The organism is Hymenobacter sp. YC55 (genome assembly GCF_029433095.1).
Classification (GTDB): Bacteria; Bacteroidota; Bacteroidia; order Cytophagales; family Hymenobacteraceae; genus Hymenobacter.
The window spans coordinates 2,076,547-2,094,030 of sequence record NZ_JARNTX010000001.1; the positions used below are offsets into that span (position 1 = coordinate 2,076,547).

The following is a 17,484-nucleotide window of genomic DNA, read 5'->3' on the forward strand; positions in this document are numbered from 1 at the left end:
GGGAGAAATACGGCATCGGGTGCTCAGCGCAGCTGGTGCTCTTCGGCCCGCAGCAACTCGCTTCTCTCGGCGTGAAAGTAACTTTCAGCGGCATCGCTTAAGGCGGCTTCAATTGTCTCTTTGAGGTAGGTGTGCAGCAGGTTCCACGTGCCTAGAGCCACTTTGCCGGGAGGGGCCAATGCCTGCGATTCTTGTTCTAGTAGGGTGACACGTCGCAGTCGCAGGGTGTCTTGCAATGACACCGGTGTATAAGCGTGCAGGGCGCGTAAATGACGAATAGTCGAGGCCAGCATCATACGTAGAGCGAGCTGGTCGGCAGCTTTGTCGATGGGAATAGGCTGCGCGTACAGGCGCTCTAGATTTTGCCGGAGCTGGAACAGTAGAGTTGCATGCATAGATAGGAGGTTAAAGTAAAAGCAAGCTAAATTTAGGGAATAAGATAGTAGACTATGAGTGTCGGGTAAGTCCCAGATTTTATCGATGGGAGACCCGTAACTGATTTAGCCTAGCTTAATTCAGCTGCAAGTGGTCCACTATTCGCGAAATCATAGTGAGACTACATTGTAAGATAAGTAGTGAAGAATAGTGGAACGTAATGCTCTGCAGACGATGTGTATGCATAGCTTGAGCAATAAGCAGAAGAGTTATAAGGATAGACGAGTGTTCAAGAGTTAGGCTGTTCAAAGCCACTGAAGCACTACAGTAAAGATAGAGTGTGGAGACTAAACGATTAGTATTGCAGCATCTATGTAATATGCTGACTCCTGATATGTCCTTAATAAAAACGAAAAATGCCTCCCTGGAATAGAGAGACATTTTCTTGTAGCGGGGACGAGAGTTGAATTAGTGACCACTCCGCAGCAGGCCTATTTCTGTGCAGTATAGGCATATTTTACTGCCGAAAGCAGGCAATTTTAGAGGAGATTTGTGATAAAATTGTGACAAAAAAGATTGGTTCTCTGGCCAGAAACAAATCCGGCCATCGGCTTACTCTTTGACGAGCTTGCTGGTGCGGCCGCTAGTGGCATCGCGCAGCAGGTAGAGGCCGGCGGGCAGGGCCTGCACGTCGAGCGGCTGGGCGGATATCTTTCCCGAGCGCACCACCTGGCCGAGCTGGTTGAGCAGCTGGTAGGGCGTGCCAGCAGGGCCGTGCAGGGTGAGTTGGCTGCTGGTCGGGTTGGGAGAGACCGTCAGGGGAGCAGCAGATTTAGCCGATGAACTGGCCAGAGGAGCCGCGCCGAGCTTGACCAGCCAGTAGTCAGAGAAGCCTTGGCTGGCTTGGCTTTTGTCGCCGTTGATGCCCGAGGTGGAATGGCCGCTTAGCAGAAAGCCTCCGTCGCTGGTAAAAGCTAAGGCGTCCACTAAATCAGTGCCGCTGCCCCCGATAGTGCGGTCCCAAAGCTTGGTGCCGTTGGCATCCACCTTAAAAAGCCAGTAGTCATAATCTCCCTGGCTAGGCTGGGTTTTGTCGCCGCTCATGGGAGAGTTAGAAAGAGCGCAAACGACGTAGCCGCCGTCACTAGCTTGCTTGACAGCATACGCATAATCTACTGTGGCGCCACCAAGGGTCTTATCCCAGACTTTGGTGCCATCAGCCGTTAGTTTAAGTAGCCAGCAATTAAGACCGCCTGGATTCGCTTGGGTCTTGTCGCCGCTTAAGGGGGAGTTTGAATAGCCCGCTAGTAAGTAGCCCCCGTCACTGGTTTGCTGCAGGGCGCGCAAGCGATCCGTATTGCTGCCGCCAAAGGTGCGGTCCCATTGTTTAACACCATTCGCGTCCACTTTCACGACCCAGTAGTCCGATACGCCTTGATTGGCTTGCGTTTTATCCCCGCTGCTAGGCGAAAATGAATCGCCGCCTAGGATATAGCCCCCATCACGGATTTGCTGTACGTCATACAGGGTTTCAATGAGTTGCCCCCCAAAGGTATGGTCCCATTGCTTGTTCCCACTGGCATCTACTTTGACTATCCAGTAGTCGGACAAAGTCTTGTCGCCAGCCGGAAACGAAAAGGACGTGCCTCCTAGAATACAGCCGCCATCCGGGGTGGCTCGTACACTAGAGAGCTGATCGTTCAAAAGGCCGCCAAAGGTGCGGTCCCATTGTTTTATGCCGTTGGCATCGAGCTTGACCACCCAATAGTCAGACTCCCTTTGATTGGCTTGCGTTTTATCCCCGCTGATGGGAGAATTGGACGAGCCGCCCAAGATATAGCCCCCATCGCTGGTTTGCTCTACCTCCAACAATACGTCGATGCTCCTACCGCCGAAGGTACGGTCCCATTGTTTGGTACCATTCACATCCACTTTCACGACCCAGTAATCTTCCAGGCCCTGGCTGGCTTGCGTTTTGTCACCGCTAACAGGGGAGTTGGAAAAACCGCCTAGAATATAGCCCCCATCACGGGTTTGCTGCAAGCTTTTAGCTTCGTCTCCGCCACTACCCCCAAACGTTTTATCCCATTGTTTAATAGGAGCCGTTTGAGCATTGGCAAAATGCGGCAGTTCCGTGAGTAGTAAGCCCGAGGCAAGTAATAAAGAAAGTACTTGTTTTGTCATATAGTAAAGGAAAAATCAAATATAGCAGATCGCCTGCACCAGCTTTGCTAGTGTCACACTAGATTATACGCAGAGCGGTTATTAGCAGGCCTGGCAAGTTTGTAACCACTGCTGGGCCGGGGCGAGGTGATGAAAAAGGCGCATGTGCAGACGGCCCTCCAGGTTGAGCTCCATGAACTCGGCGTAGAGGGCCGCCGTCGAATCGGGGTAGGCGACCGTGGCTACGTGCGTTAAGCCGGCCTCGATGACCCGCGGGGCCCAGTGCGCAACGAGCAGATCCGTCGCTTTAGCGCTCCAGATCCCGATGAGCTGGCGACTATCGTTGAGCAAACAGCTACAAGCGTGTAGCTGGAGCAGCGCAATGCAGGCGTTCGAGCCTTGCAACACGTTCATCTTGCTTTGGGCCCCTAGCCACGTGCAGGCCACCCACTTGTTCGCGGCATCGTATTCAAGCGTGGCATACACTCGACCCGTGAGGTCAGACAGTTCGGTGGTCATAGCGCAGGGTAGAAAAGATAGCCTGTTCGCCGCCACTTGGTTGCAGCGTCGGGCGCGCAAGAAACAAGAGCAAGCAACTGTTTAGCTTACGAGCGCGCGGTTGCTTCGTTGTTGAGGGTGGCGGCAATGGAGGCGAGCAGCGAATCGTGCAGGTGTGGCCACTTAGGCGAGGTTTGCTCGCGCTGGGCTTTGAATACTTCTTCCAGCAAACTCCGGTGGTGCAGCAACTGCACCCGGTGCGGATAGGGTAGCTCGTCGGGATAAATTGCCTGTAGTTCGGTGATGGTGCCGGCAAGAATCTTCCGCAGGGCGTGCTGGTCGGGACCAGGTGCTGTGCGGGGCACAAGCGGCTTTGCGCTTACGATTCCAGATCCAGCAGGTCGTTTAACGTAATGGGGTCGGCGTAGTCGTCGAAGGTCGGCGTGGTGGAAAAGGAGTGGGTGCGCAGCACGTACTCCATGGCGTGGTCGTAGCAGACCTCGCAGAAGAAGTCGTAGAGGCAGTAGAGGGCGACGACTTGATCGGGGAGGCGACGGGCGGCCATAAACGTGCCGTCGGTCCACACCAAGTGCATCTGCTGGCGCAGCGGCAACGCGCAGAACGTGTTATGGGAAGCGGGCATGGAACTGGAAAAAGCTCAGTGCTAGAAAGCAGCCACCAGGACGGGCTCCGGTAAGGCCGCCGTGACGTGCGCCTGGAGCGAGCGGTGCAGCGCTTGCCAGGTGGCCAGCTCGGCGTGCGCCTGCGGCGGCAACACGGCCAGTTGTTGCTCGAGCAAGGCCAGGTGGCACAGCAGGTCGTGCTCGCGGGGCGAGAGCTGGTCGGGATAGAACGGAAACAGCGCCGTGAGGGTCGCCGACACGGTTCTTAGTAGATACTGTTGATTGGCAGGAGAGTAGAAGGTGCTGCTTTGACCTTGCAAGCGCAAGGCCACGCGGCGAAGGGTAGCCGTAAGAACCATATAAAATAGCTAAGTGTGGTAATATTTAAGTTAATTCAAATACTTCAGATAGGCAATGTGCTTGTGTTAGTAGCCACTCTAGCACCTAGAATTGTCCCTACTTTATCACGGGTTAGCCTCGCAGCCGCACGCGCTGCTAGGAAGTGCGGTGTTTGAGCAAGTAGAAGCGTCTGTTTTCTTTCACACCTTGGCGCAGTACTTCCCAGTCCAGCGAGTGGAGATAGTTGAGGACGGCCGCTTCATCGGCAAAGCGCGTGCTTTGCCGTTTTCCTATACGTAGTCAATTCGGCCTACCAGCCACCCGGCTGCAGCGTCAGGCTAGGAGCAACAGGAATAGATAGTAGAGTAAAGGAGATATTATTGGCGGTGATAAGCCCGCCTTGACCGCGCAAGCCTAAGTAAATTAAGCCTGGGAAGCTTCATATCTAAGCTCTAGCAGATGCCAGCGCTTACTTCTTACTTAAAGCTTTTGGCAAAGCATTGATATAATTCGCTGCTAAGATTCAATGGCACCCACCGCTCAATTTCAATCCGTGCCTTGCCCTCATTCAACTCCAGCGTATAGCAGAAGTCAATCGGAAGGGCGTGCTCGTTGAGATACGCTTGGTGCCGATTCGCAACCACGCCGACAAGCGTTGTAAAAAGGTGGTAGCGGTTGGTAATAGCAGCATCGAGGGTAGGGGAAGCGAGCATATGCATAAGGATGGTATAAGCGATACAGATAGATAATAGGTCAGCAAAAATACGGCCATTCCTTACGCTCTATGGATAGATAATCTCGTTCTCGATGCCTAAAGCTTGTTTGCGAGCCCTATGTAGCATTAGAGCTTGACGTTCTCAAAGCACTCCCTATAGCAGTAGAAGTGGAGGAGGGAACTGGGCGCTAAGAGCAGGATAAAGAATGCGCTGTCCCCTAAAGTGTCCCCTGAGAAAACGAAAAATGCCTCCCTGGAATAGAGAGGCATTTTCTTGTAGCGGGGACGAGAGTTGAACTCGTGACCTCAGGGTTATGAATCCTGTGCTCTAACCAACTGAGCTACCCCGCCGGGTTTTTGGTGCCGCAAAGGTAGCAACTATATTTGTTTCTGTGCAAGCGCCACGTTGAAAAAAAAGCCGTGTATATTGCTCCTGTCCGACATTCCTCGGGGTGTCGGTAAAATTGGTTTTAGTTTGTTCTGTTATGCCCCTTTCCGCTACCCGTCGCAAACACCGCTTCACGGTGGAGTTTCCTATTAATGCGTCTCCGAAGATTCTGTATCCCTACTTGGCTTCCGCTTCTGGCTTGTCACAATGGTTTTGTCAGGACGTGAGAATTGATGAGGACCACCGCTTTAATTTCATTTGGGACAATCAGCCCCACTACGCTGAAATGAATTCGCATCGCACCAACCGCTCCGTACGGTTCGTATTTCTTGATGGGAACAAGCGCCCTACGCCCGATGCAAATTTTTTGGACTTTAGCTTAGAGGAATCGCAACTAACTCAGGAGGTGTACCTGCGGGTAATGGATTATTCAGAAGAAACCGACGAAGAGGAGCTTCAGGAAATGTGGGAAGGACTTGCCCAGAAACTTCGGGAACAGGTAGGGGGCTAATTGCGGTTTTCGCTTACGAACACTGAGCACACGCGAAACACGTAGTATCTTCGTTGTCCCGCGGCTCTTTCAAGGAATGATCCCACGTCGGGACCATTGGTAGCGTAAGCATGAAAAAACTCGATAAGTTGATCCTACGGGCTTTTGCCGGTCCATTTCTACTCACGTTTGCGGTAGTGGAATTTATTCTGCTTACCCAATACATGCTTAAGTACCTCGATGACCTAGTTGGCAAAGATTTAGGCTTCGATATTATCGGTCAGCTGCTGTTCTTCTTCAGTGTGCTGATGGTGCCGGTTGCGTTGCCGCTCGCCGTGTTGCTTTCGTCTCTGATGACATTTGGCACACTCGGCGAGCATCACGAGCTGACGGCTATCAAAACTTCTGGAATTTCGCTTACGCGCATTTTGCGGCCCGTCCTGCTGACGAGTTTGCTGCTGGCTGGATTTGCATTCTGGTTCAACAATGCCATTGTGCCCCGGGCCAACCTGAAGGCCTATAGCTTGCTTTGGGATTTGCGCCAGCAGAAGTTGGCGCTTGATATTCGGCCGGGCGTATTCTACAACGGTATTCCGGGTTATACCATCAAAGTCAACGACAAGCTCGGCGAAGATGGCGACATCCTGATGGGGGTCATGATTTATGACCATACGCAAGGCTCAGGCACAATGCGGGTAATTTTAGCTGATTCGGGCCGCATGTTTACCCGTTTCGGAGGGGAGTACCTAAGCCTGGAGTTGTTCCGGGGTCAAAGCTACGTAGAGCAGCCTGATGCTAATAACCGCGCGGGGGCTAGCTTTATTCGGCAGGCCTTTAGCCGCAATATGATTACGTTCCCGCTGGCTTCTTTCGACCTCAACCGTACCAAAGAAGAGCTCTTCTCTGACAACAAGATGATGAAGAACGTGAGCCAGCTCGAACACTTTATCGATTCTCTACAAAATCGGTTACGATCCGAGCAGCGCCTAGTACCACGCATGGTGTCGCCTTATTACACGTATTTGCGCTTCGATACTACTGGCCGAGCTGCCAACCGGCGGGTGGAGCAGTTGCAGGTGCCGGCTACTAAACTGCCTGTAGTAAGCGTAAGTACGCTCGAACAAGCTACCAACCGAGCCCGCAACGTGCGCGCCTTTGCTGGTAGCACCGGCGAGCGACTAGCGAATCTGGCTAAGGAATCTAGCAACTACCGCATCGAAGTATACCGCAAATACGTGCAGTCGTTTGCCATCCTGCTGATGTTTCTGATTGGGGCGCCATTAGGAGCCATCATCAAAAAAGGTGGTCTGGGCGTTCCTATTCTGGTGTCCATTCTCTTCTTCATCATCTATTATATCTTCTCGATTATCGGTGAGAAGTATGGCCGGGAAGGAGTAATGTCGGTAGGGTTTGGCATGTGGATGTCTACTATGATTCTATTGCCTTTTGGCCTTTTCTTCCTCTACCAAGCTCGCAACGATGCTGGCCTGTGGGAATGGAACCTGTGGGATAAGCTGCCCGCCAAGATTCGCTGGCCTTTCCGAGGCTATAAGCGGAGCATATAAACAAGCAAGTGGGGCAACTTTCTAATCACAGAAAGTTGTTCCACTTGCTTTCATGCAACTGCATACCTGTAACTTGTTGGTGAAAACGAGCAAGCAGTAACTATTTTTCGTACCTTTGCGGCCACCCCGAGGTGCGGGGTGATATTTTCTTTTCATTTTTATATCCAAGACGGGGAAACCTATCTGCCGATGAAACTCACTACCGAAGCAAAGCAGGCCATTTTCGAAAAAAATAGCCTGCAAAAAGTGGCCTCCGACACCGGTTCGGCCGAAGCTCAAATCGCGCTGTTCACGCACCGCATCACGCACCTCACGGAGCATTTGAAGGTTAACAAGAAGGACTTCTCGACCCGTTTGGGTCTGTTGAAACTTGTTGGTAAGCGCCGCCGGATGTTGGATTACCTCCAGCACCGCGACATCAACCGCTACCGTGCCATCATCAAGGAGCTGGGTATTCGTAAGTAACCCGCCCCGCTGGAGCAGGGAGCCTTTCCGCAACGAAAGGTTCCCTGCTCTTTTTTATATCGGTTGGGTACCTTTTCCTTGCCCTCGCTGTTATATTCCAAAGTATATTCCTTAGAGCAAAGTAGGGCCGTTGCAGGCCCTGTTTTTTCGGCTGCTCGCCCGCTGTCGCTTCCAAGCAAATAGATGATGCCCAACTACAACGCGGTTACCAAACACATTACTCTGCCGGATGGCCGGCAGATTTCCATTGAAACTGGCAAACTGGCCAAGTTTGCCGACGGCGCCGTTGTGGTGCGCCTCGGCGATGCCATGCTGCTGGCTACGGTGGTATCGCAGCCGAGTTCGCGCGGCGACGTGGATTTCCTGCCACTATCCGTTGATTACCAGGAAAAATTTGGTGGTGCTGGTAAGATCCCCGGTTCGTTTCAGCGCCGTGAGGGCCGCATTTCCGACTACGAGATTTTGGTGAGCCGCCTCGTAGACCGCATTCTGCGCCCCATGTTCCCTAAAGACTATCACTACGAAGTACAAGTACTCGTTACGTTGATTTCGGCCGACAAAGAAGTGCAACCCGATGCACTGGCCGCTTTGGCCGCTTCGGCTGCCCTGTCGGTTTCCGATATTCCTTTTGCCGGTCCTATTTCAGAAGTACGGGTTGCCCGTATCGACGGTAAGCTGCAAATCAATCCTAAGACGGCTGACATTGCCCGCGCTGATATCGACCTGATTGTAGGAGCTACCGCCGATTCGGTGGCCATGGTGGAAGGCGAAATGAACGAAGTGAGCGAAGAGGAAATGGTAGAAGCCATTGCCTACGCGCACGAAGCAATAAAGGAGCAGGTGCGCGTACAAAGCGAACTGGCTGCCGAAATTGAGAAGTCGCACGTAAAGCGCGAGTATCCGAAGTACGAAGAAAACGAGGAACTGAAGCAGCGTATCACTGAAGCTGTCTATCAGAAGGCTTACGAGGTTGCTAAGTCAGGCAACACCAGCAAAGCCGGCCGCAAAGAGTCTTTCGGGGCTATTAAGAAGCCATTGCTAGAGGAGTTGCTGGCTGAAAACCCGGAGCTTGACCAGAAAATGTTTGGCCGTTATTACGGCTCGGCTGAGAAGAAAGCAATCCGCGACATGATGATCAAGGAGCGCACGCGCCTCGATGGTCGTCAACTCACGGAAATCCGTCCAATTTGGTCGGAGGTCAACTACCTGCCCGGTGCTCACGGTTCGTCGTTGTTCACCCGTGGCGAAACCCAATCGTTGACTACGGTAGCGTTGGGTACCAAGCTGGACGAGCAGATCATTGACTCGGCTATGCAGTCAGGTTACAGCAAGTTTATGCTGCACTACAACTTCCCGGCCTTCTCGACCGGCGAAGTGAAACCAAACCGGGGCCCTGGCCGCCGCGAAGTTGGCCACGGCAACTTGGCTATGCGCTCGTTGAAGCGGGTATTGCCTGCTGAAGAAGAAAACCCCTACACTATCCGCATTGTGTCGGACATCCTAGAGTCGAACGGCTCTTCGTCGATGGCTACAGTATGCGCCGGCTCGCTGGCACTTATGGATGCTGGTGTTAAAGTTCGTGCGGCCGTTTCGGGCATTGCTATGGGCTTGGTGCAAGACAAGGAAACTGGCGACTACGCTGTATTGAGCGACATTCTAGGCGACGAGGACCACCTCGGCGACATGGACTTCAAAGTAACGGGCACCGAGAAAGGGATTGTTGCTTGCCAGATGGACATCAAAATCCAGGGCTTGAGCAACGAAATCATGACGGCTGCTTTGCATCAGGCCCGCGAAGGCCGGTTGCACATCCTCGGTGAGATGGCCAAAACCATCAACACCCCGGCGGCCGACTTGAAGCCTCATACGCCCCGCTCGCACAAGATGCTCATCGATAAAGAGTATATCGGGGCCGTTATCGGGCCTGGCGGCAAGGTTATCCAGCAGATTCAGAAGGATACCAATGCCACGGTTATCATCGAAGAGAAGGACGAGAAAGGCCACGTGAGCATCTACGCTTCCAACAAGGAAGACATGCAGGCTGCTATCAGCCGGATTCAGGCCATTGCGGCCACGCCAGAAGTGGGCGAAACCTACAAAGGCAAAGTGCGCAGCATTCAGCCCTATGGTGCTTTCGTGGAGATTATGCCAGGCAAAGATGGTCTGCTGCACATCTCGGAAGTATCGCACGAGCGTCTGTCGGCTCTTGAAGGCGTGCTGGAAGTAGGCCAGGAGATAGACGTGAAATTGCTCGACATCGACAAGAAAACGGGCAAGTACCGTTTGTCGCGCAAGGTGCTTCTCCCGAAGCCAGAACGGGCGACCGAACAGAACGGTACAGTTCAATAACAAACCGTCGAACTTTCGCGGGTATCAGTACGTTGCTAGCAATTAATTGATACCCGCAGAAAGGGTTTTCAGATGCTCATTTATTTCAGAAATACATACTTCTCGCGCCCGCAATGAGACAGTTAAAAATCAGCAAGCAGATTACCAATCGCGAAAGCCAGTCGCTGGATAAATATCTCCAGGAAATTGGTAAAGTGGATCTGCTCACTCCCGACGAGGAGGTGACGCTGGCGCAACGCATCAAGGAAGGTGACCAGCAAGCGCTGGAAAAGCTTACTAAAGCCAACCTGCGTTTCGTGGTATCGGTAGCTAAGCAATATCAGAATCAGGGTTTGTCGCTGGGCGACTTGATTAACGAGGGGAACCTTGGCTTGATCAAAGCTGCGAAGCGTTTCGACGAGACCCGCGGATTTAAATTTATTTCTTACGCCGTTTGGTGGATTCGTCAGTCGATCCTTCAGGCTTTGGCCGAGCAGTCGCGCATTGTGCGTCTGCCGTTGAACCGGGTAGGTTCGCTCAACAAGATCAGCAAGTCGTTTTCGGAGCTAGAGCAGAAATTCGAGCGGGAGCCCTCGCCCGAAGAAATTGCCGAAGTACTGGAACTGACTACTTCGGAAGTAGTGGACACCCTGAAAATTTCGGGTCGTCACGTATCCGTTGATGCTCCATTCGTGCAAGGCGAGGAAAACCGTCTGCTCGACGTACTCGAAAACGAGGACGAAGAGTCGCCGGACACGGGTCTAATGAACGACTCGCTTCGCAAGGAAGTGCAGCGCGCACTCAGCACGCTCACGAAGCGCGAAGCCGACGTAATTACGCTCTATTTCGGCCTTAACGGCGAGCATTCGCTCACGCTGGAAGAAATTGGCGAGAAGTTTAACCTCACCCGCGAGCGGGTTCGTCAGATCAAAGAAAAAGCAATCCGTCGTTTGCGTCATACTTCGCGTTCCAAAGCGCTGAAGCCATACCTGGGGTAAAAATTTTACCCCACCGACCAAAAACCCCGGCCCTAGAGTTGGGGTTTTTTGTTGCGAAACGAAGCGGATTATGCTTCGTGGTCGGCGTGAAATTTAGTGTTAGCTCGATGTGTTATAGGATGGAGCGGCAACTGCTCGACAGGGCAGAGTGCCACTTTCTTCTAGTCACTTACCTTTGCTAGCCAAACTCATCATCTTACGGCGCAAGCATAAGCGTGCGCCACTTCACTCTCATGGAGAATAACACCCCAGAACACATAAAGTGTCTGATTATCGGCTCGGGCCCGGCGGGCTATACAGCTGCTATATATGCTGCCCGCGCCAACCTAGCGCCCGTAATGTATCAGGGTTTGCAGCCTGGCGGCCAGCTTACTATTACCAACGACGTTGAAAACTTTCCTGGTTACCCGGACGGCGTGATGGGCCCCGAAATGATGGAAGACCTGAGAAAGCAGTCTACCCGTTTCGGCACCGATATTCGCTATGGCATTGCTACGGCTGTAGACTTCTCGGGTCATCCTCATAAAGTGACAATTGACGAGAAGGTGGAGCTTACGGCTGACACCGTGATTATTGCCACTGGTGCTTCCGCTAAGTGGCTGGGCTTGCCTTCCGAAATGCGCCTCAATGGAATGGGTGTTTCCGCCTGCGCCGTCTGCGACGGGTTCTTCTACCGGGGCAAGGATGTTGCCATTGTTGGTGCCGGCGACACTGCGGCTGAAGAAGCCACGTATCTGGCCAACTTGTGCAGCAAGGTGTACATGATTGTACGGAAAGGGGAGATGCGGGCCTCTAAGATCATGCAGAAGCGCGTCATCGACAATCCCAAGATTGAGGTGTTATGGAATACCGTTACCGAAGAAATCTTAGGGGAGCACGGCGTAGTAGGTGCCCGCGTAAAAAATACGCTAACGCATGAAACGCGCGACCTGAATGTAGAAGGATTCTTCGTGGCTATCGGCCACGAGCCTAATTCCAAAATATTTCAGCCCTATTTGCACCACGACGAGCAAGGCTACTTGAAAACGCTGCCTGGCACCGCTAAAACCAATGTGGATGGCGTGTTTGCCTGCGGCGACGTACAAGATTACACCTACCGCCAAGCCATTACGGCGGCCGGTTCGGGCTGCATGGCTGCCTTGGATGCGGAGCGTTATCTGGCCGCTCTCGGCGACCATTAAGTGAAGTAGGAAAATAGAGAAGTGGTGAGTGACGTTCTGTGCGCAACTAGAACTGCACACTCACCATTTCTCTGTTTCACCGACTCTCTATTTCACCATCTCATCTTTTTGCTCTTGCTGAATTTTTTGAAACACTGGTTGCTGCCACTGCTATTGATCGGGCTGTTTCTTGGCTTGCCCGGCCACTTGCAGGCCCAGCGTCGTCCGGTGCCCAACCCGAAAGCTAAAGCGGGTGCCCCTACCAAGCGGAGCGACTTTTTTCGCCTCAAGTCGCCTACCATCAAGTACGTACGCCCCGACACGACCATCCTGATTGAAACCGAGGAATTGCCCGACGATGCTTCCGACGCGGCCAAGTCCATCTTCTTTAACCCAGCCAAAAAGCTTTCCATTGTCAGCGAGGATACCTCATCGTTGAACGAGGGTGAGCAGCGCATCGTGGAAGTGAAAGAGGAAGTGAAAATAGACTCGTCCTGGATTCAGGTAGCCGGCTACTATGCTATTTGGGACACGCACAACATCAACCCCTATCGGGTGGATGGTCGCCGCATCCGCGACACCTTGAACCTAAAACTGACGGAGCCCGAAAAGCAGCGCTACGCCAAAATGCCGCTCGTAAAAACGCCTATGACGTCGGACTTTGGATTTCGCGGCTATAGGTGGCACTATGGTGTGGACCTGGACCTAGAAACAGGCGACTCGGTGAAAGCCGCTTTTGACGGCGTAGTGCGCATAAGCAAGTGGGACGGCTCTGGCTATGGTAACTACTTGCTGGTACGCCACTACAACGGAATCGAGACGCTGTATGGGCACCTACAGAAGGCACTTGTAGCCCCAGGCACGTTTGTGAAAGCCGGTCAGTTGATTGGTTACGGCGGTAGCACGGGCCGCAGCACTGGTTCGCACTTGCACTTCGAGGTTCGCTACGAAGGCAACCCGATTGATCCGGAGCGGATGTACGACTTTCCAGATTATCGGCTTATCAAAGACAATTTTCAAATTACGTCGGCGCTGTTCAGCTATTACAGCAAGTCCCTGAAATACCGCGGTGGTAGTGTACCGGGCGCCTCGTCGGGCAGTAGCAGCCGGGGCCGCCCCACAGCCGCGAGGCGAGTAGTTACGCACAAGGTCCGTAGCGGGGATACATTGTCTGAAATTGCCGATAAATATGGCGTGTCTCAGGCGCAGCTCCGGCGGCTAAACGGGGGCACAGCCGTTCTGCGTATCGGCCGCTCGTTGCGAGTTAAATAGTAGCTTTGTGGCGGAATAAGAGAATGGTTGGTCGTTCAAAACACGTTGTGTTGATGAGCCGCCAACCATTCTCTTATTCCGCCTTTTACTAATTCGAGCACATGAAACTAGATATCTTGGCCATTGGAGCGCATCCTGACGACGTGGAAATGTCGGCTTCGGGCACGCTGGCAACCGCCGTGGCGGCAGGTAAGAAGGTGGGAGTAGTCGATCTAACGCGTGGTGAGTTGGGCACGCGTGGTACCCCGGCCATTCGGGCGCAAGAAGCCGAGGCGGCCAGCCTCGTTTTAGGCTTGAGTAGCCGCGAAAACCTGGGCTTGGCCGATGGCTTTTTCCGCAACGACCGGGAACACCAACTGCCGGTCATTGCGGCCATCCGCCGGTACCAGCCTGACGTAGTGCTCTGCAACGCCATCCACGACCGGCACCCCGACCACGGCCGCAGTTCGCAATTGGTTTCGGAATCGTGCTTTCTAGCTGGCTTGCGCATGATAGAGACGCTAGACCACGACGGCCAGCCTCAGGCTCCTTGGCGGCCTAAGCATGTATACCACTACATCCAGGACCGGCAGATTCCAGCCGATTTCGTGGTGGATATCACAGCGCATTGGGACAAGAAGTGGGAGTCGATTCAGGCCTACCAAACACAGTTCTTTAACCCCAACAGCACTGAGCCGGCTACTTATCTATCAAGCCAAGAATTTGGCAGATTTATGGAGGCGCGTGCCCGCGAATTTGGCCACTTAATAGGGGTGGAGTTTGGCGAAGGATTTACCCGTGAGCGGACCTTGGGCGTGCGACAAGTCACCGATTTTATTTGATGATTTTGGTGTTAATAACACTAAAAACAAAAGAAAAGCCCGGCTAACGCAGCCGGGCTTTTCTTTTGTCGCAGGTTTCCCTACCGCACGCCTAACCGGTTCCGCTTCCACGCCGAGCCGGTAGCAGCCGGCGCATCCGGGGAAGCTACCACTGCCGGTTTCTTGTTGGTCATGAGCATCGCCCCGAGCACAGCGGCTACTTTCGCTATGTCTTCGTCTGGTTGGGCTGGCTTGAGGGCGTCAGCCGGGAAATGGTCGCGGATAAAGTTGGTGTCGAAGTTACCGCTTACGAAAGCTGGATGTTCGAGCACGTAGCGACCAAAAGCCAGGGTAGTTTCGATGCCGGTAATTTGATACTCGGCAATGGCGCGAAGCATGCGGGCTATAGCTTCCTCACGGTCTTTGCCAAACGTAACCAGCTTGGCAATCATGGGGTCATAGTAGATCGGAATTTCCATGCCTTGCTCGAAACCATCGTCGACGCGGACGCCGGGGCCTTGAGGGCGCACATAGGTGGTGAGCGTGCCGATATCGGGCAGGAAGTTGTTCTGCGGGTCCTCGGCGTACACGCGCAACTCTAGGGCGTGGCCGGTAATAGTGAGGTCATCTTGCGAGAAGCGCAGCGGCTCGCCCTGTGCCACTTTAATTTGCTCTTTCACCAAGTCGAGGCCCGTAATCTGTTCCGTAACGGGGTGCTCTACTTGGAGGCGGGTGTTCATCTCCAGGAAGTAGAAGTTCTTGTTCTCATCCAGCAAGAATTCTACCGTGCCGGCGCCGGTGTAGTCGCAGGCACGGGCCACATCGACGGCGCACTTGCCCATAGCGGCGCGCAATTCGGGCGTGAGCACCGAAGAAGGCGCTTCCTCAATAACTTTCTGGTGGCGGCGCTGAATGCTGCACTCCCGCTCGAATAGATGCACAATGTTGCCGTGCTCGTCGCCGAGTACTTGGATTTCAATATGGCGGGGACCGGTCACGAACTTCTCTATGAACACCGAACCGTCGCCAAACGCCGACGTCGCTTCTGATACCGCCAGCTGCATCTGCTCCTCAAATTCGGTGGCGCTGTTCACGATGCGCATGCCCTTGCCGCCGCCGCCAGCTGAGGCCTTAATCAAGATAGGGAAGCCAACTTCTGAAGCTATGCGTTTGGCTTCCTCCACGTCGCTAATGGCTTCGTCGGTGCCGGGCACCAGGGGGATGTTGTAGGCTTTCACCGCCTGTTTGGCCGACAGCTTGTCGCCCATAATGTTCATAGCCTCGGGCGAAGGCCCCACGAATATCAGACCGGCCTCGGTGACCATGCGAGCAAACTCCGCATTTTCGCTTAAGAAGCCATAGCCCGGGTGAATGGCGTCAACGCCTAGTTGCCGGCATACTTCCAGTATCTTGTCGCCGCGCAAATAGCTTTGGGCCGAAGCGGGAGGACCCACGCATACGGCTTCATCGGCGTAGCGTACGTGCAGAGCGTTGCGGTCGGCTTCAGAGTAAATGGCTACCGTTTGGATGCCCATTTCACGGGCTGAGCGCAACACGCGCAACGCTATTTCGCCCCGGTTGGCAACGAGCAGCTTGGTGATTTTTGTCATGAGAGAGGTGGGAGAGGCAGAAAAGAAAAAGCACGAAGTGCTTCAATAAGTAGACGCTATTGTAAGCAGAGCCGTTTATCGTTCAAAGAAACGCCTTTCCGGTGGCTCCGTAAAACGTCTAAGTTGATTAATAGAAGAGGAATACGGGTTGAAAGCCATTCTTCAGAGGGCTAGTTTTACCAGATTGCCATAACTTTGTACATTATCCGAGGGTTAAGTGCAATCTTAACTTTTCGTTTTCTTTTTCACTTTTAACCTGTTCCCTCGTGGATCTTTTCGAAAAGATTGCCGCGAACCGCGGCCCCCTGGGCAGCCACTCGCATTACGCGCACGGCTATTTTACTTTTCCCAAACTGGAAGGCGAAATCAAGCCCCGCATGATTTTTCGCGGCAAGGAGGTACTTACCTGGAGCCTGAACAACTACTTAGGGTTGGCTAACCACCCAGAAGTGCGCAAAGCTGATGCCGATGGGGCTGCCGATTACGGTATGGCCCTGCCGATGGGAGCCCGCATGATGTCTGGTAACTCCAACCTGCACGAGCAGTTGGAAAGCGAGTTGGCCGACTTCGTCCAGAAGCCCGACTGCATGCTCCTCAATTTTGGCTACCAGGGCGTAGTAAGCATCATCGACGCCATGGTGAACCGCCACGACGTGATTGTGTACGACGCCGAGTCGCACGCTTGCATCATTGATGGGGTACGCCTGCACCAAGGCAAGCGGTTTGTGTACCCACACAACGATATGGCCAGCTTGGAAAAGCAACTCCAGCGGGCCAAGCGCATCACCGACGAAACCGGTGGTGGCATTCTCGTTATTACGGAGGGGGTGTTTGGCATGTCGGGCAACCAGGGCGACCTGCGCGGTGTCATCGAGCTAAAGCAGAAATACGAGTTCCGTTTGTTTGTTGACGATGCCCACGGCTTCGGTACAATGGGCACTACAGGGGCCGGAACAGGCGAAGAACAGGGCGTGCAAGACGGCATAGACCTTTATTTTTCGACGTTTGCGAAGTCTATGGCAAGCATTGGAGCCTTCGTAGCAGGCCCTGAGAACGTAATTGAATATTTGCGCTATAATATGCGTAGCCAGATTTTCGCCAAAAGCTTGCCTATGCCGCTTGTAGTGGGCGCAATCAAGCGTTTGGAGCTACTACGGACTCGTCCGGAGTTGAAAGACAACCTCTGGACCGTAGTACGGGCCTTGCAAAGCGGTTTGCGCGAGAAAGGCTTCAATATCGGCACCACCCAGTCGCCGGTAACGCCAGTGTTGCTGCAAGGCCAAATCCCTGATGCTACCCAAATAACCTTCGATTTACGCGAGAATTACGGTATTTTCTGCTCTATCGTGGTTTATCCGGTGGTGCCAAAAGGCGTGATTATGCTGCGTCTGATCCCAACGGCAGTTCACACGCTCGATGATGTGGCGCAAACTATCAAGGCCTTCGAAATGGTGGCAGAAAAGCTCAACAAAGGTCTGTATTCCAAAGCAGAGGTGCCAGAAGGGCTTCAAGCATAGTAATTGCTAAAATCGTTAGAGGCCGGAAATCCGCAAGGGTTCCGGCCTCTTTTTATTGTACTATAGTGGTATGGTGAGAGGTGTAGGAGAAGTTAGAATATAACTAACGAGCGCAAAAATGTGCCTCTCAAGCGGCCTAGGCCGTTTTGAAAAAAAAGTTGAGCTGTTGCTTGTATTT

At 53.2% G+C, this 17,484-nt stretch carries 18 protein-coding genes and 1 tRNA gene; 10 read left to right on the top strand and 9 right to left on the bottom strand.

The window, feature by feature from the left end; genetic code table 11:
- Nucleotides 1-23 precede the first annotated feature (23 nt).
- The 6 genes from P1X16_RS08845 to P1X16_RS08870 all read right to left on the bottom strand — a co-directional run bounded on the left by P1X16_RS08845 (nt 24) and on the right by P1X16_RS08870 (nt 4,018).
- Nucleotides 24-395 carry a hypothetical protein gene (locus P1X16_RS08845; RefSeq protein ID WP_277227589.1) on the bottom strand — a complete coding sequence of 124 codons (372 nt, stop codon included), beginning with the start codon at nt 393-395 and terminating at the stop codon, nt 24-26.
- Nucleotides 396-987: 592 nt separating this feature from the next.
- Complete coding sequence (locus P1X16_RS08850) at nt 988-2,559, bottom strand: T9SS type A sorting domain-containing protein (protein WP_277227590.1); 1,572 nt, start codon at nt 2,557-2,559, stop codon at nt 988-990.
- Between the two features lie 81 nt (nt 2,560-2,640).
- Nucleotides 2,641-3,057: a hypothetical protein gene (locus P1X16_RS08855; RefSeq protein ID WP_277227592.1), complete on the bottom strand. Its 417-nt coding sequence runs from the start codon at nt 3,055-3,057 to the stop codon at nt 2,641-2,643.
- Between the two features lie 86 nt (nt 3,058-3,143).
- The gene (locus P1X16_RS08860; RefSeq protein WP_277227593.1) at nt 3,144-3,401 is read right to left on the bottom strand and encodes a hypothetical protein; all 258 of its coding nucleotides are present in this window, start codon (nt 3,399-3,401) and stop codon (nt 3,144-3,146) included.
- Between the two features lie 14 nt (nt 3,402-3,415).
- The gene (locus P1X16_RS08865) at nt 3,416-3,679 is read right to left on the bottom strand and encodes a hypothetical protein (RefSeq protein ID WP_277227595.1); all 264 of its coding nucleotides are present in this window, start codon (nt 3,677-3,679) and stop codon (nt 3,416-3,418) included.
- 21 nt (nt 3,680-3,700) lie between these two features.
- Nucleotides 3,701-4,018, bottom strand: a complete 318-nt coding sequence (locus tag P1X16_RS08870; protein ID WP_277227597.1) for a hypothetical protein — start codon at nt 4,016-4,018, stop codon at nt 3,701-3,703.
- 91 nt (nt 4,019-4,109) lie between these two features.
- Between P1X16_RS08870 and P1X16_RS08875 the strand changes: the two genes are divergently transcribed.
- Nucleotides 4,110-4,298, top strand: coding sequence for a hypothetical protein (locus P1X16_RS08875; protein WP_277227599.1), 189 nt, complete (start codon nt 4,110-4,112; stop codon nt 4,296-4,298).
- Nucleotides 4,299-4,474: 176 nt separating this feature from the next.
- On the opposite strand, the gene P1X16_RS08880 is transcribed toward P1X16_RS08875, so the two are convergent.
- Together P1X16_RS08880 and P1X16_RS08885 are read right to left on the bottom strand one after the other, a co-directional pair.
- Entirely contained in the window at nt 4,475-4,711 is a 237-nt protein-coding gene (locus P1X16_RS08880; protein ID WP_277227601.1) for a hypothetical protein, read from the bottom strand.
- 279 nt (nt 4,712-4,990) lie between these two features.
- Nucleotides 4,991-5,064, bottom strand: a tRNA-Met gene (locus tag P1X16_RS08885).
- Nucleotides 5,065-5,198: 134 nt separating this feature from the next.
- Here P1X16_RS08885 and P1X16_RS08890 point away from each other — a divergent pair.
- The 8 genes from P1X16_RS08890 (at nt 5,199) to bshB1 (ending at nt 14,200) form a co-directional block, all read left to right on the top strand.
- Nucleotides 5,199-5,612 carry an START-like domain-containing protein gene (locus P1X16_RS08890; protein WP_277227603.1) on the top strand — a complete coding sequence of 138 codons (414 nt, stop codon included), beginning with the start codon at nt 5,199-5,201 and terminating at the stop codon, nt 5,610-5,612.
- A 110-nt stretch (nt 5,613-5,722) separates the two neighbouring features.
- On the top strand, nt 5,723-7,156 hold the full coding sequence (locus P1X16_RS08895) for an LptF/LptG family permease (RefSeq protein ID WP_277227606.1): 1,434 nt from the start codon (nt 5,723-5,725) through the stop codon (nt 7,154-7,156).
- Between the two features lie 189 nt (nt 7,157-7,345).
- Nucleotides 7,346-7,621: a 30S ribosomal protein S15 gene (gene rpsO, locus P1X16_RS08900; RefSeq protein ID WP_277227608.1), complete on the top strand. Its 276-nt coding sequence runs from the start codon at nt 7,346-7,348 to the stop codon at nt 7,619-7,621.
- Between the two features lie 186 nt (nt 7,622-7,807).
- Nucleotides 7,808-9,970 (top strand): polyribonucleotide nucleotidyltransferase, encoded by a 2,163-nt coding sequence (gene pnp, locus P1X16_RS08905; RefSeq protein WP_277229519.1) that lies wholly within the window; start codon nt 7,808-7,810, stop codon nt 9,968-9,970.
- A 113-nt stretch (nt 9,971-10,083) separates the two neighbouring features.
- Entirely contained in the window at nt 10,084-10,947 is an 864-nt protein-coding gene (locus tag P1X16_RS08910) for a sigma-70 family RNA polymerase sigma factor (RefSeq protein ID WP_022823752.1), read from the top strand.
- Nucleotides 10,948-11,180: 233 nt separating this feature from the next.
- On the top strand, nt 11,181-12,128 hold the full coding sequence (gene trxB, locus P1X16_RS08915) for a thioredoxin-disulfide reductase (RefSeq protein ID WP_277227628.1): 948 nt from the start codon (nt 11,181-11,183) through the stop codon (nt 12,126-12,128).
- A 126-nt stretch (nt 12,129-12,254) separates the two neighbouring features.
- Nucleotides 12,255-13,379: a M23 family metallopeptidase gene (locus P1X16_RS08920; protein WP_277227631.1), complete on the top strand. Its 1,125-nt coding sequence runs from the start codon at nt 12,255-12,257 to the stop codon at nt 13,377-13,379.
- 101 nt (nt 13,380-13,480) lie between these two features.
- Complete coding sequence (bshB1, locus tag P1X16_RS08925; protein ID WP_277227634.1) at nt 13,481-14,200, top strand: bacillithiol biosynthesis deacetylase BshB1; 720 nt, start codon at nt 13,481-13,483, stop codon at nt 14,198-14,200.
- 80 nt (nt 14,201-14,280) lie between these two features.
- On the opposite strand, the gene accC is transcribed toward bshB1, so the two are convergent.
- Nucleotides 14,281-15,789 carry an acetyl-CoA carboxylase biotin carboxylase subunit gene (gene accC, locus P1X16_RS08930; RefSeq protein WP_277227638.1) on the bottom strand — a complete coding sequence of 503 codons (1,509 nt, stop codon included), beginning with the start codon at nt 15,787-15,789 and terminating at the stop codon, nt 14,281-14,283.
- A 266-nt stretch (nt 15,790-16,055) separates the two neighbouring features.
- On the opposite strand from accC, the gene P1X16_RS08935 reads away from it, so the two are divergent.
- A complete protein-coding gene (locus P1X16_RS08935; RefSeq protein WP_277227641.1) occupies nt 16,056-17,306 on the top strand; it encodes an aminotransferase class I/II-fold pyridoxal phosphate-dependent enzyme in 1,251 nt (416 codons plus the stop codon).
- The last annotated feature ends 178 nt before the right edge of the window (nt 17,307-17,484 follow it).

What these genes read in the sequence shown, in the direction of transcription:
- P1X16_RS08910 (WP_022823752.1), top strand. Translation starts at nt 10,084, where the DNA reads ATGAGACAGTTAAAAATCAGCAAGCAGATTACCAATCGCGAAAGCCAG.
- bshB1 (WP_277227634.1), top strand. Translation starts at nt 13,481, where the DNA reads ATGAAACTAGATATCTTGGCCATTGGAGCGCATCCTGACGACGTGGAA.
- P1X16_RS08880 (WP_277227601.1), bottom strand. Translation starts at nt 4,711, where the DNA reads ATGCTCGCTTCCCCTACCCTCGATGCTGCTATTACCAACCGCTACCAC.
- P1X16_RS08855 (WP_277227592.1), bottom strand. Translation starts at nt 3,057, where the DNA reads ATGACCACCGAACTGTCTGACCTCACGGGTCGAGTGTATGCCACGCTT.
- P1X16_RS08890 (WP_277227603.1), top strand. Translation starts at nt 5,199, where the DNA reads ATGCCCCTTTCCGCTACCCGTCGCAAACACCGCTTCACGGTGGAGTTT.
- P1X16_RS08845 (WP_277227589.1), bottom strand. Translation starts at nt 395, where the DNA reads ATGCATGCAACTCTACTGTTCCAGCTCCGGCAAAATCTAGAGCGCCTG.
- trxB (WP_277227628.1), top strand. Translation starts at nt 11,181, where the DNA reads ATGGAGAATAACACCCCAGAACACATAAAGTGTCTGATTATCGGCTCG.
- pnp (WP_277229519.1), top strand. Translation starts at nt 7,808, where the DNA reads ATGCCCAACTACAACGCGGTTACCAAACACATTACTCTGCCGGATGGC.
- accC (WP_277227638.1), bottom strand. Translation starts at nt 15,789, where the DNA reads ATGACAAAAATCACCAAGCTGCTCGTTGCCAACCGGGGCGAAATAGCG.
- P1X16_RS08895 (WP_277227606.1), top strand. Translation starts at nt 5,723, where the DNA reads ATGAAAAAACTCGATAAGTTGATCCTACGGGCTTTTGCCGGTCCATTT.
- P1X16_RS08850 (WP_277227590.1), bottom strand. Translation starts at nt 2,559, where the DNA reads ATGACAAAACAAGTACTTTCTTTATTACTTGCCTCGGGCTTACTACTC.
- rpsO (WP_277227608.1), top strand. Translation starts at nt 7,346, where the DNA reads ATGAAACTCACTACCGAAGCAAAGCAGGCCATTTTCGAAAAAAATAGC.
- P1X16_RS08870 (WP_277227597.1), bottom strand. Translation starts at nt 4,018, where the DNA reads ATGGTTCTTACGGCTACCCTTCGCCGCGTGGCCTTGCGCTTGCAAGGT.
- P1X16_RS08865 (WP_277227595.1), bottom strand. Translation starts at nt 3,679, where the DNA reads ATGCCCGCTTCCCATAACACGTTCTGCGCGTTGCCGCTGCGCCAGCAG.